A 17,488-nucleotide genomic window follows, 5' to 3' on the forward strand; every position below is an offset into this window, starting at 1 on the left:
TAGCCGACAGAGGGGGGTAAGCCGCGCCGGTGAACCATCAAACAAGCGCCTCGATCGCACCGCGCACCGCCGCCTGGTCCATATCGTGCAGCCCGATCACCACCAGACGCGTTGCCCGGACTTCGCCCGGCGTCCAGGCGCGGTCGAAATAATGGTCGACACGGCTGCCGACGGCCTGCAACTGCAGCCGCATCGGCTTGCCCGGCACATCGACGAACCCCTTGAGACGCAGCACGTCGTGATGGCCGATGACTGTCTTCAGCCGCTCGATAAACGTGACCGGCTCGGCGATAGGCCCGAGGTCGACAACGAAACTGTCGAACTCGTCGTGGTCGTGCGGGGTGCCGTCGGCGTGCTCGATCTCATGGTGGGACAGACGGTTGCCGACATCGGCTTCCGTGCCGATGCCGAGCCCCAGCAGCACGGCGGCCGAAACCTCGCCGTTGCGGGCCTCAATCATCGGGGGCTTGCGCTTGGTGCGCGACAGGACTTCGGCACGCACGGCTGCGATGCCGGCGGCGTCCAGCAGGTCGGTCTTGTTGAGCACGATGAGGTCGGCGCAGGTCAACTGGTCCTCGAACAGTTCCTCGATCGGATTGTCGTGGTCGAGCGATACATCTTCCGCCCGAGCCGCATTGACGGCGTCGTGGTCGTCGGCAAACCGGCCGGCAGCGACGGCGACGCTGTCGACGACGGTGATCACGCCATCGACCGTCACGTGCGTGCGGATGTCGGGCCAGTTGAAGGCCGCCACCAGCGGCTGCGGCAGCGCAAGGCCGGATGTCTCGATGACGATGTGGTCGGGCCGCGGGTTGCGGGCAAGCAACTGAGTCATCGTCGGAATGAAGTCGTCGGCGACCGTGCAACAGATGCAGCCGTTGGTGAGCTCGATGATATCGTCGGCCGAGCAGTTCTCGGCGCCGCAATCCTTCAGCACGTCGCCGTCGACGCCGAGATCGCCGAACTCGTTGATGATGAGGGCGATGCGCTTGCCGCCGGCATTCTGCAGCAGGTTGCGGATCATCGTCGTCTTGCCAGCCCCGAGGAAGCCGGTGATGACGGTGGCGGGAATTTTCTGTTGCAATGTATCAGCCTTTCATTTTCAGCGGCAGTCCGGCGGCGACGAAATAGACGTCGGTTGCCTCAGCCGCGATCATTTGATGGAGACGGCCGGCATGGTCGCGAAAATCCCGCGCCATGCGGTTTTCCGGCACTATGCCGAGACCGACCTCGTTGGAGACGAACACCAGGCGCGCCCTTGCGCCAGGCAGGAATTGGCAGAGTGACGCGAAGGCGGCAGTCACGTCGCGCTCTTCCATCATCAGGTTTGTAACCCACAGCGTCAGGCAATCGACGAGAACAGCGCGGCCGGGCGCGTCGATGGCACCGAGCGTGCCGACAAGATCGAGCGGCTCCTCATGCGTCGTCCAGCCCTCGCCGCGATCGACGCGGTGCTGGCGGATGCGCTCCGCCATCTCGGCATCCCAAGCTCGACCGGTGGCGACGTAATGGCGGTCGAGGCCGGAGCCTGTGACGAGCGCCTCGGCAAAAGACGACTTGCCGGAGCGCGCGCCGCCAAGCACGAGGGCCGTTTCGAAGGTTGGGGATGACATCAGGCTGTTCCGATCCTCACGCGGTTCTGCGCGAGGCTGCAAGCGTGCAACCAGTCGGATCAAGAAACCGCGTCGCAATGACGCGCAAAGTCAAACATTCAGCCATGACAACCTCCGTGCTGGCAGCGGGACGACGTCCCAAAGGGTGGGCTTTTCGCCCGGCACGGATGGCAGGTCTCCTGGCTCACGGTTGCAACCTCCGACCGGAACGACGGATGTCGTTCCGGTCGGAGATCACGGGTCTTTCTCGCCTTCCCAGCAGGTCATCATGAAAAGGCGGACGATTCGTAGATGAAGAGGCGTCCCACCCCGGTAGATCACGATGCCACGCCAGTGGCTTTTCCGATGCCTTCGACTTCAGGCCCGCCTGCACCATTGCAGAACATCACCCGTCGTCCCGTAACACCCGACGAAAAACCCTGACCGTTCTACAGTCGCGGGGTCGGCTGCGATAAGAGCGCCCTGTATGGGTCCGCCCGGTCACATTCCCTTTTGATCCCATACCGTTTTCACGGCGCGGGAACCTTCCGTTATGCGTTCAGGATTAGGCCTTCGCCTTATGCAAGTCAACTGATCGACGAATTCGCTTTCCGCCATATATGTGTTGAAGCGGCGCTGAAATCATTCTCGTCGGCGGTCTTTTTGTCGCAATTGCTAGTGTAAGACGTCCAGCTTTAAACAACCGCCTCTCTTTCATGCGTAACGCCATGCTCCAACGATTCCATGCGCCCCGCTTCCGCACTCTACGATCTCTCTTTGAAGCAGGTCGGATGCGCGCGATCCTGCGACAAAGCGAAGTCGGCCTCGTCATCGCCGGCGCCTTGGTCGGCGTTACGTCGGGGCTAGCTGTGACGGCCATGAGCCTGATCTCGCGCCAGATGCACATGCTCATCTACGGCATCGGCGACGACGGCAGGCTGAGTAGCGCCGTGATCGACAACAAGCTCCTATTGCTGCTGGCGCCGATTGCAGGTGGCGTGCTGTTGGGGCTGATGCTCTTCATCCTCTCCAAGACCCGCAAGAAGCCGATGATCGACCCGATCGAGGCCAACGCGCTTCACGGCGGCCGGCTGTCGCTCACCGACAGCATTCTGGTATCCATCCAGAACCTCATATCCAACGGTTTCGGCGCATCCGTCGGGCTGGAGGCCGGCTACACTCAGATCGCCGCCGGCATCGCCTCGAAACTCGGACTGAAACTGCAGCTGCGCCGCGGCGACCTTCGCACCCTTGTCGGCTGCGGTGCGGCCGGTGCCATCGCCGCAGCCTTCAGCGCGCCCCTCACAGGCGCATTCTATGCCTTTGAGCTGATCATCGGCAGCTACACCATCGTCACCCTGACCCCTGTCGTCGTTTCCGCCCTCGTCGCAACGCTGGTCGCACGCCTGCTCGCCGGCAGCGACGTAATGATCGACATCGGCGATTTCGGCAGCGTCGTGCCGGCCGATTACGTTCCGGCCCTGCTTCTCGGCGCCGTCTGCGCCGGTTGCGGCATCCTGCTCATGCAGGGCGTCTCCTTCATCGAGGAGCTGGCCCGCAAGAGCGCCATCCCCCAGTATGTCCGGCCGGCACTTGGCGGCATCGTCGTCGGCATGCTCGCCCTGATCTCGCCGCAGGTTCTGTCGGCCGGCCACGGTGCGCTGCATCTCAATCTCGGCCGCGATATCGCCATCCCGGCCTTGCTCGGCATCCTGCTGCTGAAATCGCTGGCCTCGGCCGTCTCGATCGGCTCCGGCTTCCGTGGCGGCCTTTTCTTCGCCTCGCTGTTCATGGGCGCCCTGCTCGGCAAGATCTTTGCTTACTCTGCGCCCTATTTCGACCATGCGACGCTGACGCCGGTCATCTATTCCGTGGTCGGCATGAGTTCGCTGGCCGTGGCAGTCATCGGCGGACCGCTGACGATGACCTTCCTGGCGCTGGAGATCACCGGCGACTTTCCGATCACGGCGCTTGTGCTTGCCGCCGTCATAACATCGTCGCTCGTCGTTCGCACCACCTTCGGCTACTCCTTTGCAACCTGGCGCTTCCACCTTCGCGGCGAGAGCATCCGCAGCGCCCACGACGTCGGCTGGATCCGCAACCTGACGGTCGCCCGGATGATGCGGCCGGACGTGCGCAGCGCCAACGTCAACATCAGCATCGCCGACTTCCGCCATGATTTCCCGATCGGCTCGACGCAGCGCGTCGTCCTGCTCGACGAGGCGGAAAAATACGCAGGCATGGTGCTGGTGCCGGAAATCTACGCCAGCCCCGTCGACCAGGACGATGGCGATCGCGGCCTAGGCGATTTCATTCGCTACAAGAACGACTTCCTGCAGCCGCAAATGAATGCCAAGCAGGCCGCCGCGATCTTCGACAAGACCGAAAGCGAAGCGCTGGCTGTGGTGAACAATCTGATCGAGCGCAAGGTCATTGGCCAGCTGTCGGAAAGCCACACGCTGCGCCGTTATTCGGAAGAACTCGACCGGCGCCGGCGTGAGGAGTCCGGCGAACTCTGAGGCCGCAATCGATTGCAGTATTGACGCGTGCGCAGCACGCTCTAACTCCGTTGCACCATAACGTCCGGTACCGTGCCAAATGGCGCTGCCGGCCCAAGCACCGAAAGCAAACATGGCAAACTCCTCCACGCCCGTCTGGTTCATCACCGGCTGCTCGACCGGCTTCGGCCGCGAACTCGCGACATTGGTACTCGAACGCGGCTGGCGCGCCGTCGTCACCGCCCGTGGCAAGGAGCGCGTCGCCGATCTCGTCACGGGTCACGAAGACAGTGCCCTGGCGCTGGACCTCGACGTTACCGACAAGGACCAGATCGCTGCCGCCGTTAAGGCCGCCGAAGAACGCTTCGGCCAGATCGACGTGCTGGTCAACAATGCCGGCTACGGCTACCAGGCCTCGATCGAAGAGGGCGACGACGACGCCATCCGCGCCCAGTTCGATGCCAACGTCTTCGGCCTCTTCGCCATGACCCGGGCCGTATTGCCGGGCATGCGCAAGCGCCGCCGGGGCCACATCATCAACATTACCTCGGTTGCCGGCCTCGTCGGCTTTCCCGGCTCCGGCTACTATGCAGCCAGTAAGCACGCCGTCGAGGGCATGTCGGACGCGCTTGCCGTCGAAGGCCGGCCGCTCGGCATCAAGGTCACCTGCATCGAACCCGGCCCGTTCCGCACAGATTGGGCCGGCCGGTCCTTGCAGCAGACGGTCTCCGGCATCGCGGACTACGAAGAGACCGTCGGCGCACGGATGGCCTCGACGTCAGCCATCAGCGGCAAGCAGAAGGGCGATCCCGTTCGGGCTGCAAAGGCGATGATGATGGTGACGGAACTGGAACACCCGCCGCGCCACCTGGTGCTCGGCGCTTTCGGCGTCGATGCCGTATCGAAAAAGCTTTCGGACAGTCTGGCCGAAGTCGAACAGTGGCGCGACACATCGATTGGTGCCGATTTCCCAGAGTCCGAACAATAAGCTCACAGCTATGGCGGCATTCCTCTTCCCGCCCTTGAAAAGCCGGTCGTCCACCGCGACGACCGGAAACCACTTTACTGCGCCGTCGCGGATAGGCCGTGGCGAAAAACAGGGACGGCATGGATGACTGACAACAGGTCCGCTGCAACAGACATCGGCAAGCATGAGCCGCCGCCCCTGAACGAAGGCCACCTGACCGCCATCCCCCGGCCAGTGGCCGACCATGGAACCATCGGCAATCTGCGCACCACCGCTCTGGTCGCCCGCGACGGTGCCATCGACTTCCTGTGCTGGCCGAACTTCGACAGCCCCAGCGTCTTCCTGGCTTTGCTCGATCCGGAAAAGGGCGGCGCCTTCGAACTCTCGCCGGATATCGCCGGCGCGCGCACCATCCAGATGTACCTCCCCGAAACCAACGTCCTGATGACGCGCTGGCTCGGGCATGCCGGCAGCGCCGAAATTACCGACCTGATGCCGAGCCCGACCACGACCGGCGAGAGCGTCTGCCGGATCGTGCGCCGCGTCGCCGTCACGCGCGGCACAGTCACCATCCGGCTGAAATGCTGGCCACGCTTCGACTACGCTCGCACCATCCCGGACGTTACCGTCGATGAACACGGTGCCGTCTTCAGCGGACCGGACGGCTTGCGCCTGCGCCTGACCGCACCGGTAGCACTGACGCCTAGGGACGGCGGCGTGACGGCGGAATTGACGCTCAAGGTCGGTGAACAGGCCGACTTCACGTTCGGAGACGACGACGGCGTGCTCATGCAGACGGACGAGGTGTCATGCGTCATCCTCGAGACAAAAAACTACTGGCAGAAATGGGCTGCCCGGTCGACCTATCGCGGTCGCTGGCGGGATGCCGTGACCCGCTCGGCGCTGGCCCTTAAACTGATGACCTCGCTCAGCCACGGCTCGATGGTCGCTGCCGCCACCTTCGGCCTGCCGGAGGCGCCCGGCGGCGAACGCAACTGGGACTATCGCGCCACCTGGATCAGGGATGCATCGTTCACGGTCTATGCGCTGATGCGGCTCGGCTACCAGGAAGAGGCAATGGCCTTCAGCCGATGGACGGGCGCGCGCACCCAGCAAGACTGGGACGGCCAGCTTCAGATCATGTACCGGATCGACGGCAGTTCCGATCTGGAGGAAGTCGAGCTGGACCATCTGGCAGGCTACGGCGGCGCACGCCCCGTGCGTGTCGGCAACAAGGCTGCCGAGCAGATCCAGCTCGACATCTACGGCGAGCTGATGGACTCTATCTACATCAGCAACAAATACGGAGAGGCGATCTCAGATCGGGGCTGGCGCGGCGTTCAGCGCTTTGTCAATTACGTTTGCGACAACTGGCAGCTACCGGATGCCGGCATCTGGGAGGTGCGCAACGAACCGTCCGAGCATCTGCACTCCCGGCTGATGTGCTGGGTAGCCGTCGACCGCGCGATCCGGCTGGCTGAAAAGCGCTCGCTGTCCGCCCCCTTCGAGAAATGGGTGACGACGCGCAACGAGATCAGCGAAGATATCTGGGCGAACTTCTGGAACGACGAACTCGGCCACTTCGTGCAGGGCAAGGGTGCGACCAATGTCGATGGCGCACTGCTGCTGATGCCGCTGGTGCGTTTCGTCAGCGCCACCGACCCGGCGTGGCTGGCAACGCTCGATGCGATCGGCGACCAGCTGGCCGACGACAGCCTGGTGAAACGCTACAAGCAGGAAGACGGCCTCGACGGCCAGGAAGGTGCCTTTGCCGCTTGCTCCTTCTGGTATGTCGAATGCCTCGCCCGCGCTGGTCGCCTCGACGAGGCACGCATCAACTTCGAAAAGCTGCTGCTCTACGGCAACCACCTGCAGCTCTATCCTGAAGAGTTCGATGCGCGCGGCGAGTTCCTCGGCAATTTCCCGCAAGCCTTCACGCATCTCGCCCTCATCAGCGCCGCCTTCTATCTGGACAGGGCGTTGGATGGCAAATTCGGCCAGTGGCGCGCATAGAAGCGCACACTTGTCAGCGTCACTGGCTTCCCGAATAGTTTGATTTTTATTGGATAACGCGCTGGAGTGGCATTGTCCGGTTTCATTTCGGGGCGGTTGCATATCCGCGATTGACAATTTGCCGATATGTTTCAAGAGTGCGCCGCATCGGCTGACTGCTTGGGGGGTATGGGCTATGTCACGGCGCGCGATTATCGGACTGTCGGCTCTTTTGTTCGGCGCTTTCCTTTCTCTCGCGCCCGGACAGGCGGCGGACGCAAGTCGCCAGGTGGTGACCACACCCGGCGGCGATTATTTCGGCTTCGACCTGCGCACCGTCCAGAACCAGACCATCGAGCAATGCGAGGCGACCTGTATCGCCGATCGCTCCTGCCGCGCCTTCACCTACAATCCGAAGGTTAAATGGTGTTTCCTCAAATCCGACTTCAACCAACTGAACGATTTTCCGGGCGCCATTGCCGGCAAGATCGTCGAAGTCACCGCCCAGCCTGACATCGGCGCCGCACCCGCTTTGCCCTTCATCAGCGACAAGCTGCGCGACGATGCGGCGAAGGCAAAGGCGAACCTCGCTCTAACCGATGACCAGAAGACCCAAGGCGTCCAGAGCCTGGTGGCGCTCGCCCATGTCGAGCAATCCGCAAAGAATCCGGCAGAAGCCGTAAAAGCCTTTCTTGGCGCCCTGTCCATTACGCCGGAAGATCCCGTCCTCTGGATCGAGACGGCGCGTACGGCAAACAGCATCAAGAACAATACTGAAATTGCCGGCCAGGCTGCCATCGCCGCGTTGAACGGCTATCAGCTGACCCGAACCAAGGAGAGCCGCGCCGACGCCCTCGCAGTTCTCGCCACGTCGCTGGCCAATTCGGACAACGCCCGCGCCGCTCTCAGCGCCTACAAGGCGAGCCTGGCGCTGATCAATTCCAAGACCGTTGCCGCTGCCTATGCCGACCTTAAAAGCCGCAAGGGTTTCCGCATTCTCGCCAATACCATCGACAATGACAGCACGACCCCGCGCGCCTGCGTGCAGTTCTCTGAAAGGCTCATCAAGAGCGGCACGGATTACACGCCCTTCGTAACAGTCGATGGCGCAGCCCCGAAGGCGATGGAAGCCAAGGACGACCAGATCTGCGTTGAGGGCCTGACGCACGGGCAGCGCTACAAGCTCTCCTTCCGCGCCGGCCTGCCCTCTTCCGTCGATGAAACTCTCGAAAAGACCGCCGACGTCAACATCTACGTCAAGGACCGTACCGCGTCTGTGCACTTCACCGGCGACAACTTCGTGCTGCCACAGACCGTTCGCCACGGCATCCCGCTCGTCTCCGTCAACGCGACGACAGCAAATCTGAAACTTTACCGGATCGGCGACCGTGGCATCGCGCCGCTGCTCACCTCGTCGCAGTTCCTGACGCAATTGGATGGATACAGCGCCCAGCGACTGCAGGATGAATCCGGCGAGCTGGTTTGGCAGGGCGCCATCGACATCAAGTCCGATCTCAACAAGGACGTCGTCACCAGCTTCCCCGTCGACCAGGCATTGCCGCAGCGCAAGCCCGGTATCTATGTCATGACCGCGACCGTGCAGAACGGCGGCGGCCAGGAATGGGATTCGCAGGCGACACAATGGTTCGTCGTCTCCGATATCGGCCTCTCCACCTATGCCGGCACCGATGGCCTCAGCGTCTTCACCCGCTCGCTTGCCACTGCCAAGCCGCTGGCCGGCATCGAGTTGCAGCTGCTTGCCAAGAACAATGAAATCCTCGGCACGGCCAAGACCGATGAAAACGGCCATGCCACCTTTACCGCAGGCCTGATGCGCGGGACGGCGGCCATGACGCCTGCCGTCATCACCGCCAAGGACGGCGACAAGGACTATGTCTTCCTCGACATGACGCGCGCCGGCTTCGACCTGTCGGATCGCGGCGTCACGGGCCGCAAGACGCCCGGCGCCATCGACGTGCTCGCCTGGACGGAACGCGGCATCTACCGCGCCGGCGAGACGGTGCACGCCTCGGTGCTCGCCCGCGACAGCGCCTCGGTGGCGATCGAGAACCTGCCGCTGACCTTTATCTTCAACCGGCCGGATGGCGTCGAGGATCGCCGCGTCGTCAGCAATGGCGGCCTGCTCGGCGGCTACACGATCGACTTGCCCTTGCAGACAAATGCCATGCGCGGCACCTGGACGATGCAGGTGTTCACCGACCCGAAGGGCACGGCGATTGGCGAAAAGCAGTTTCTGGTTGATGATTTCGTACCGGACCGGATAGAGTTCGATCTGAAGAGCGAGGCAAAGACCATCGACCTCGATGCGCCCGCCGCAGTGACGGTTGACGGTCGCTATCTCTACGGCGCGCCTGCCGCCGGCCTTACCATCGAAGGCGACGTCGCGCTGAAGACGACGCGTGAAAGCGCCGATTTCCCGGGCTATCTGTTCGGGCTTGCCGACGAGCAGGCGAGCGAGGACACCAAGGTGCCTCTCGAAGGGCTGGAGCCCGTCGACGACCAGGGCCACGAGACCTTCGATGTCTCGCTCGCCACGCTGCCTTCCACCACACAGTTGTTGAATGCCAATATCACGCTGCGCATGCAGGAAGCCGGCGGTCGTGCCGTCGAGCGGTCGCTGACGCTGCCGGTCAAGGCGCAGGGTCCGATGATCGGCATCAAGCCGGAATTCGACGGCAATCTCGGCGAGAATGCCATCGGCAAGTTCCACATCGTCTCCATCGACCGGGATGCCAAAAAACAGGCAATGTCCGGTTTGAACTGGAAACTGCTGAGTATCGAGCAGAACTACCAGTGGTACCGCGACGGCTCCGGATGGAAGTACGAGCCGGTGAATTCGACCAAGCTGGTCGCCAACGGCACGATTGATGCGACAGCCGAAAACGGCGCCGAAATCGCAGTTCCCGTGACTTTCGGGCGCTATCGTCTAGAGATCGAAACCGCTGCCGTCGATGGCCCGGCCTCTAGCGTCGAGTTCGACGCCGGCTGGTACGTCGCGGCATCCTCGACCGAGACGCCGGACGCCCTCGAAGTCGGCCTCGACAAGGAAAGCTATGCTGTCGGCGACACCGCCAAGCTGAAGATTTCCCCACGCTTCGCCGGCGAGGTGCTCGTCACCATCGGCACCGAAAACCTTGTCTCGACCCAGACGGCGAGCGTTGCGGCCGGCGGCGGCGAGATCGACATTCCGGTGACCGAGGCTTTTGGCGCCGGCGCCTATGTCACCACCACCCTCTTCCGTCCGGGCGATGCCCAGGACAGCCACATGCCGATGCGCGCCATCGGCGTGAAATGGCTGAAGGTCGATCCCGCCCAACGGAAACTGTCCGTCAAGCTGACGCCGCCGCAAAAGACCCTGCCTCGCCAGCCTCTGGTCATCCCGGTGGAAGTCGCCGGCGCCGGTATTGGCGAGGAAGCCTATGTGACCGTGGCAGCCGTCGATGTCGGTATCCTCAACCTGACGCGCTACGAGGTTCCCGATCCCGATGGCTGGTACTTCGGCCAGCGTCGGCTCGGACTTGAAATCCGCGACCTCTACGGCCGGCTGATCGACGGCTCGCTCGGCGCCATGGGCACCATTCGCACCGGTGGCGATGGCGCGGCGGTGGCACTACAGGGCAGTCCCCCGACCGAAAAGCTGGTCGCCTTCTTCTCCGGCCCGGTCAAGCTCGATGCGTCCGGCAAAGCCAACATCGCATTCGACATTCCGCAGTTCAACGGCACCGCCCGTATCATGGCTGTTGCCTGGTCGAAGCACGGCGTCGGTCATGCCAGCACCGACGTCGTCATCCGCGACCCCGTCGTCGTCACCGCCAGCCTGCCGAAATTCCTCGCCCCTGGCGACGCCAGCCGCCTGCGGCTCGACATTGCCAACACCGATGGACCGGAAGGCAATTACCAGGTGCAGGTCACCAGCAACCCGGCCGTCAGCGTCGCCATGAAGGACGCCTCTCAGACCGTAAAACTGGCCGCTGGTGGCAAGGTCGCCCTCACCCTGCCACTGACCGGCGCACAGCCGGGTGCCGGTGTCGTCTCTATCAAGTTGTCGGGCCCGAACGGCCTGTCGCTGGAGCAATCGCTCGACATTCCCGTCCGCCCATCGTCCCTCCCGGTCACCGAAGCCCGACCGTTGACGATTGCGGCAGGCGCGAGCCTGACAGTCAACGGCGAGCTTCTGGCCGACAGCCTGCTGCAGGGCGCCTCTGTCAGCCTGAACGTCGCCCGCGCCCAGGGCTTCGATATCCCGGCGCTGCTGATGAGCCTCGACCGGTATCCCTATGGCTGCACCGAGCAGCTGACCAGCCTTGCCATGCCGCTGCTCTATTTCAGCGAATTGGCCAAGAAATCAGGAATGCCAGACGATCCCGATGTTCGCAAGCGTGTGCAGGATGCCATCTACAAGGTGCTCGCCAACCAGTCGTCCACCGGCAGCTTCGGCCTTTGGGCTCCCGGCTCCGGCGATCTCTGGCTCGATGCCTACGTCACCGATTTCCTGACCCGCGCCCGCGAGCAGAAATTCGACGTGCCTGATGCCGCCATGGTGCAGGCGCTCGACAACCTGCAGAACGCGGTCGGCGTCGACGCCAACATCAAGGACAACGGCAACGAGATCTCCTATGCGGTCTACGTCCTCGCCCGCAATCGGAAGGCAGCGATCAGCGACCTGCGTTATTATGCCGACACGATGCTGTCGAGCTTCCCGACGCCTCTCGCCAAGGCGCATATCGCCTCGGCGCTCGCCCTCTACGGCGATGCGCAGCGCTCGCGCAACGTTTTCCTCGATGCCATGCAGACGGCAGAAAAGGATGCCGTGACCAGGGTCAGCTTCGTGCGCTCCGACTACGGTTCTTCACTGCGTGACGGTGCCGCCGTTCTGGCACTGGCGACGGAAGCCCGCCCGGTGCCGCCTATCGTCCCCGGCCTGACCAAGCTCGTCGCCACCGAATGGCAGAAGAAGGGCAACACCAGCACCCAGGAACAGACCTGGATGCTGCTCGCAGCCCGTGCCCTGCAGACCGGCGACGAAGACTTGAAGCTCAACATCGACGGCACCGTGCATACCGGCGCCTACAACGCACGGCTGACCGGGGACGAACTGCTTGCCCACCCGATCACCGTCACCAACCAGACGGCCCAGCCGATCTCCGCCACCGTCACCACGATAGCCGCGCCGAAACAGCCGCTGACCGCCAGCAGCAACGGTTTCACCATCGAGCGCAGCTTCTACACCTTCGGCGGTGAGCAGGCGAATATCAGCGAGGTGAAGCAGAACGAGCGCTACGTCGTGGTGCTGAAAGTCAACGAAACCAACAGCTGGCCCTCGAAGATGATGATCACCGATCTGCTGCCGGCCGGCTTCGAGATCGACAATCCGGGACTGGTCAACAGCGCCCAGCTGTCGAACTTCGATTTCCTGCAGGAGGTCAATCCGGCCCATGTCGAATTCCGCAGCGATCGCTTCGCTGCCGCCGTCGACCGTGCTGCTGACGAGAGCGGCGAGATCACCCTCGCCTATGTCGTACGCGCTGTGACGCCGGGCACCTACGATATGCCGGGCGCCAATGTCGAGGACATGTACCGGCCGCAGTTCTTCGCCCGCACGGCGACGGGCCGCATGGAGGTCGAGGCAGCAAAATAATGCGGTTCTGGCGCAACCTCGGCATCGGCACATCGGCAGCGCTGCTTCTGGCGGTAGCGGCTGGAATTGGCCTCGAGGCGGCCGACAAGGCCTATCCGCCGCCGCTCGAAAAGGCCATGGTGACATCGGCCGAGGTGCTGGACAGCGATGGCCAGTTGCTACGGGCTTTCGCCACGCCGCAGGGACGCTGGCGCCTGAAGACGACAGCTGCCGACGTCGATCCGCAGTTCGTCCGCATGCTTGTCGCCTATGAGGACCGGCGTTTCTACGAGCATCACGGCGTCGACATCGTGGCCATGGGGCGGGCGGCCCTTCAGTTCGTAACCCACGGGCGCATCGTCTCCGGCGCCTCGACACTCTCGATGCAGGTGGCAAGACTTATCGAGCCGCGCCCCGAGCGGACCTTCGGGGCAAAACTGCTGCAGCTCGCCCGCGCCATCCAGATTGAGCGCCGGCTGAGCAAGACCGAGATCCTCGACCTATATCTCACCCACGCCCCCTATGGTGGCAACCTCGAAGGCATCCGCGCCGCAAGCCTTGCCTATTTCGGCAAGGAACCCCGGCGATTGACGGTGGCGCAGTCGGCCTTGCTGGTGGCGCTGCCGCAACTGCCGGAAAAGCGCCGGCCCGACCGCCATCTGCAGGCGGCAGAGGCTGCACGAAAACGGGTGCTGACCCGCATGGCCGTGGCCGAGATCGTCGGCGACAGCGAGGCCGGCCGCGCCGAGTTCAGCCCCATCCCCGCCCGCCGGCTGCAACTTCCGGCCTATGCCGCGCATCTCGCCGAGGCGGCCCTCAAAAAAGAACCGTCGGTCGGCCAGCACCACACGACCCTCAAGCGCAGCATCCAGCAAGGGCTGGAAGCCGTCGCCCGCGAATCTGCAGCCAGGCTCGATCCAAAAGTATCGCTGGCCATGGTCATGGCCGACAGCCGCACCGGCGAAATCGTCGGCGAGGTTGGTTCCGCCAACTATTTCGACGCCAGCCGCTCCGGCTGGATCGACATGACACGGATCAACCGATCGCCCGGCTCGACGCTGAAACCATTCATCTATGGGCTCGCCTTCGAGGAAGGCCTGCTCTCGCAGGAAACGATCATAGAGGACCGGCCCGCCGATTTCTTCGGCTACCGGCCAAAGAACTTCGACACCACCTACCAGGGTGACGTCACGGTTCGCCAGGCCTTGCAACTCTCCCTCAACGTCCCGGCCGTCCGTGTGCTCGATGCCGTCGGGCCATCCCGGCTGCTGGTCCGCTTCCGCCGCGCCAATGTGCGACCGGTACTACCGGCCAACGAAACGCCGGGGCTCGCCATCGGCCTCGGCGGGCTCGGCATCACGCTGAAGGACCTCGTGCAGCTCTACGCCGGCCTTGCAAACCGCAGCAACCCGGTGAAACTCGGCGACGGCATCGTCGACAAGCCCGAAGTCGTGGACAGTCAGCCGCTGCTGGAGCCCGTCGCCGCGTGGAACGTCGCCGATGTGCTATCCGGCATCATCGCACCCGCCGGCAGCGCCCAGCACGGCATCGCCTACAAGACCGGCACCAGCTACGGCTACCGCGATGCATGGTCGGTCGGCTATGACGGCCACTATGTGCTTGGCGTCTGGGTCGGCCGTCCCGACAATGGCGCAGTCCCCGGCCTCACCGGCTACGCCTCCGCGGCGCCCATCCTGTTTCAGGCTTTTGCAAAATCCGGGGTCGGCATCACGCCGCTGCCGCCAGCGCCGATCGGCGCGGTGCGCATCGCCCAGGCGCAGCTGCCGATCAGCCAGCGCCGCTTCTCGATGGATGCCAGCGGCCTGATGGCCGCCACGACCCGCGAGCCCGCCCCACAGATCGTCTACCCGCCGGAAGGCGCCCATGTCGAACTCGGCGAGACTGGCGACGGCCGGCTGATGCCGCTGGTGCTCAAGCTGCAAGGCGGCCGCGCACCCTTCCGCTGGCTCGCCAACGGCAAACCCCTCGCCACCATCGCCCGTAACCGCACCAGCCAATGGACCCCGGACGGCGACGGCTATTCCACACTCACAGTCATCGACGCCGCCGGCCGCGCCGCAACCGTGGGTGTGTTTCTTCAGTAACTGTCGAGGATCGACCACATCCATCATGCAGGCGTTGGTTCATTCCGAAGCAAGAGGAAGAGCCGCCGGCATTGCCTGCCTCTCTCCTCGCTGTGCTCGTCACAGGAATCCAGCCGCGGCCCGTCCCGCCGCGAGAGGGCTTTTTGCCGTAAAAGTCATTCGCGCTCAAAGACGTAAGCTCACTGGATTCTTGTGACGAGCAGCGGAATGAGGGACGAGAGAGGCGCTTAGCCGATATTGCACGACTGCGGAATGGAAGAAATATCGCCCCCACCCCCCTATCCCAGCAGCCGTCCCAGCCAGTCCTTGTCGAGCACCGCCTCGAGTTCGCCGGCGACATCGTCCAGGGCCTTGTCGACGCTCTCGCGGTAGTTGCTACGGTCTCCGGAGAGGCCGAAGCTTTGGAGGAGGCGAGCGCGGTAAGTGTCGCTTTCGAACAGCCCGTGCAGATAGGTCCCCATGATACGGCCATCGCCGGAGATTGCTCCATCCGGACGGCCATCGATGACGACTGGAGGGCGGGCGCAGTCGTTGCCGGTCGTCTCGCCCAGGTGGATCTCGTAGCCGCTGAGCTGTGCGTCATACTCTGTCGACCGCGCAGAGCTGTTGCGAACCGTCTTTTCCGGCGCCATCGACGTCTCGACGTCGAGCAGGCCGAGACCCGGCGTTTCCAGCACGTCGCCCTCGATACCGAGCGGATCGCGGATAGTCGTTCCGAGCATCTGGTAGCCACCGCAGACCCCGATCACCCGTCCGCCACGCCGCACATGCGCCGCAAGGTCGCGGTCCCAGCCCTGGCTACGAAAATGCTCGAGATCTGATATCGTCGACTTTGAGCCCGGCAGTATCACCAGTGCCGCGTCCGTCGGCAGCGGATCGCCCGGGCGTACGAAGACCAGGTCGACATCCGGCTCAGCCCTGAGCGGGTCGAGATCGTCAAAATTGGCGATGCGCGGCAACACCGGTACCGCGATCTTGAGCGCCCCCGCACCACTACGCGCAAGCCGCTCCAACACCACGGAATCCTCCGCCGGCAGCCTTCCCGCCGACTTCAGCCACGGCACGACGCCGAAGCAGGGCCAGCCGGTAAAGCTGTGAATTGCCGCCAGCCCGTCGTCGAACAGCGACACGTCTCCCCGGAACTTGTTGATGATGTAGCCTGCGATCATACCCCGGTCCTCTTCGGACAGAATTGCATGCGTCCCGACAAGCGAGGCGATGACGCCGCCCCTGTCGATGTCGCCGACGAGAACCACGGGAACGCCGGCCTTGGTCGCAAAGCCCATGTTGGCGATGTCGCCGGGCCTCAGGTTGATTTCGGCCGGCGACCCCGCACCCTCGACGATGACGAGGTCGGCGCCATCGCCGACGATGGCAAAGCTTTCGAGCACCGACGCCAGCAATCTCGGCTTCAGCGCCTGGTAGTCCCGCCCCTTGGCCTGCCCCCAGACCTTGCCCTGGACGATGATCTGGCTGCCCACCTCCGATTGCGGCTTCAGCAGCACCGGGTTCATGTGGACGGAGGATGGGACGCGCGCGGCCAGCGACTGCAGCCACTGGGCTCGGCCGATCTCCCCACCGTCGTCGGCAACGGCGGCGTTGTTCGACATGTTCTGGGGCTTGAAGGGACGGACCCGCAGTCCCCTGTTTGCGGCAAGGCGGCAGAGGCCCGCTACCAATACCGTTTTTCCGACATCGGAGCCGGTTCCCTGCAGCATGATCGCCCTGGTCATAGTCTGAAATTCCCGGTATCGGCTCTTTCTGAGCACCTGCTTTACAGCCGTTCTGTCGAAATTGTCGAGCGATGTGACCGAGCTTCGACGGCTACCTGGATGACTGCTCTATTTGCGACAAACGATGACGAATTCGCTCGTTGTTTCGTGTCGGCAACAGCATTATCTGCACGCCACATCACGCACAAGGCCGGGCGTCCGGCGCAGAGGATACCGGAATGCTCTTCGTCTTCAACAACAAGAATTCGATCCAGATCGCCTGGGGCTCGAAGGTCCCGTCGCAGAAGGCCGAAAGCCGCGCACAGGAACTGGATATCCGCAGCGGAACGGTTGGCGTCGTGCGCACAGGCTCCGCTGGCTAACCCGCCAGACTGCACCGTTAGATCCATACCCCACACGCACAGACGAAAATCGCGCCGGCTGCAGGACAGCGCGACGCGATTTAGATACCGGAGGTCTTCGGCAGAGGCGAGAGACAGGCTTTCTCCGGGACGCAATACCTGATCCGGAGAACCAGCGGTGTCGCCGCCTTGGCACAATCAATAGACGGACACGGTTACCGGATGGTTATTGAGACGTTAATTAAGAATGAATCGCGTTTTTTTTCGATTTTTTTCACGGCCCGGGCTCTCCCGCCGGAAGACGCGAATGGAATACAAAACGTCTTGCGCAGGCGTAGCAATTCAACTTTTGTCCGTTTCTCCACTCTGGACAGACCTTTTTTGCCTCCCGCCTGCACAATTTGCAGCCAGTAGCCTAACCGCTCAGGCTGTTTTGAAAGCTTTTCACGCAGCCCAAAGACAGTCGCGGCACTGGCGCGCACTTCCCCCCGGTTGATTTCTCCGCATGAATCCTTACGCTCGATTTCAAGGTATGAAAAAGCGCGCCTGCGGATCTTTTACCCTCGGGCACAATAACAGCTGACATACCAAAGGGGACCGGCAAGGGCGCTTTCGGGCGGCT

General features: G+C 63.3%; 10 protein-coding genes and 1 riboswitch. Of the genes, 6 read left to right on the forward strand and 4 right to left on the reverse strand.

Translation table 11 applies throughout. The features are described from left to right. Positions 1 to 37: 37 nt before the first annotated feature. Both cobW and cobU read right to left on the reverse strand, forming a co-directional pair. Positions 38 to 1,084, reverse strand: a complete 1,047-nt coding sequence (cobW, locus tag PR017_RS08600; protein ID WP_111222960.1) for a cobalamin biosynthesis protein CobW — start codon at positions 1,082 to 1,084, stop codon at positions 38 to 40. 4 nt (positions 1,085 to 1,088) lie between these two features. Next, positions 1,089 to 1,613: a bifunctional adenosylcobinamide kinase/adenosylcobinamide-phosphate guanylyltransferase gene (gene cobU / locus PR017_RS08605; RefSeq protein ID WP_111222959.1), complete on the reverse strand. Its 525-nt coding sequence runs from the start codon at positions 1,611 to 1,613 to the stop codon at positions 1,089 to 1,091. A gap of 152 nt (positions 1,614 to 1,765) precedes the next feature. Then, positions 1,766 to 2,156, reverse strand: a riboswitch (cobalamin riboswitch). Between the two features lie 164 nt (positions 2,157 to 2,320). On the opposite strand from cobU, the gene PR017_RS08610 reads away from it, so the two are divergent. The 5 genes from PR017_RS08610 to pbpC all read left to right on the forward strand — a co-directional run bounded on the left by PR017_RS08610 (position 2,321) and on the right by pbpC (position 14,792). After that, on the forward strand, positions 2,321 to 4,111 hold the full coding sequence (locus PR017_RS08610) for a chloride channel protein (protein ID WP_111222958.1): 1,791 nt from the start codon (positions 2,321 to 2,323) through the stop codon (positions 4,109 to 4,111). 112 nt (positions 4,112 to 4,223) lie between these two features. Continuing rightward, the gene (locus PR017_RS08615) at positions 4,224 to 5,078 is read left to right on the forward strand and encodes an oxidoreductase (protein ID WP_111222957.1); all 855 of its coding nucleotides are present in this window, start codon (positions 4,224 to 4,226) and stop codon (positions 5,076 to 5,078) included. A 123-nt stretch (positions 5,079 to 5,201) separates the two neighbouring features. After that, positions 5,202 to 7,070 carry a glycoside hydrolase family 15 protein gene (locus PR017_RS08620; protein ID WP_111222956.1) on the forward strand — a complete coding sequence of 623 codons (1,869 nt, stop codon included), beginning with the start codon at positions 5,202 to 5,204 and terminating at the stop codon, positions 7,068 to 7,070. A 175-nt stretch (positions 7,071 to 7,245) separates the two neighbouring features. Continuing rightward, positions 7,246 to 12,708, forward strand: a complete 5,463-nt coding sequence (locus PR017_RS08625) for an alpha-2-macroglobulin family protein (protein WP_111222955.1) — start codon at positions 7,246 to 7,248, stop codon at positions 12,706 to 12,708. Next, entirely contained in the window at positions 12,708 to 14,792 is a 2,085-nt protein-coding gene (gene pbpC, locus PR017_RS08630) for a penicillin-binding protein 1C (protein WP_111222954.1), read from the forward strand. Before PR017_RS08625 ends, pbpC begins: the two co-directional genes overlap by 1 nt. A 278-nt stretch (positions 14,793 to 15,070) precedes the next feature. Here the strand turns inward: pbpC and PR017_RS08635 are convergent, their stop codons facing one another. Beyond that, a complete protein-coding gene (locus PR017_RS08635; protein ID WP_111222953.1) occupies positions 15,071 to 16,525 on the reverse strand; it encodes a cobyric acid synthase in 1,455 nt (484 codons plus the stop codon). 218 nt (positions 16,526 to 16,743) lie between these two features. On the opposite strand from PR017_RS08635, the gene PR017_RS08640 reads away from it, so the two are divergent. Then, complete coding sequence (locus PR017_RS08640) at positions 16,744 to 16,887, forward strand: hypothetical protein (RefSeq protein WP_162854764.1); 144 nt, start codon at positions 16,744 to 16,746, stop codon at positions 16,885 to 16,887. Between the two features lie 194 nt (positions 16,888 to 17,081). Here the strand turns inward: PR017_RS08640 and PR017_RS08645 are convergent, their stop codons facing one another. Next, on the reverse strand, positions 17,082 to 17,348 hold the full coding sequence (locus PR017_RS08645; protein WP_133255670.1) for a hypothetical protein: 267 nt from the start codon (positions 17,346 to 17,348) through the stop codon (positions 17,082 to 17,084). Between the last annotated feature and the right edge of the window lie 140 nt (positions 17,349 to 17,488).

The organism is Rhizobium tumorigenes, assembly GCF_003240565.2.
In the GTDB taxonomy this organism is placed as follows: domain Bacteria; phylum Pseudomonadota; class Alphaproteobacteria; order Rhizobiales; family Rhizobiaceae; genus Rhizobium; species Rhizobium tumorigenes.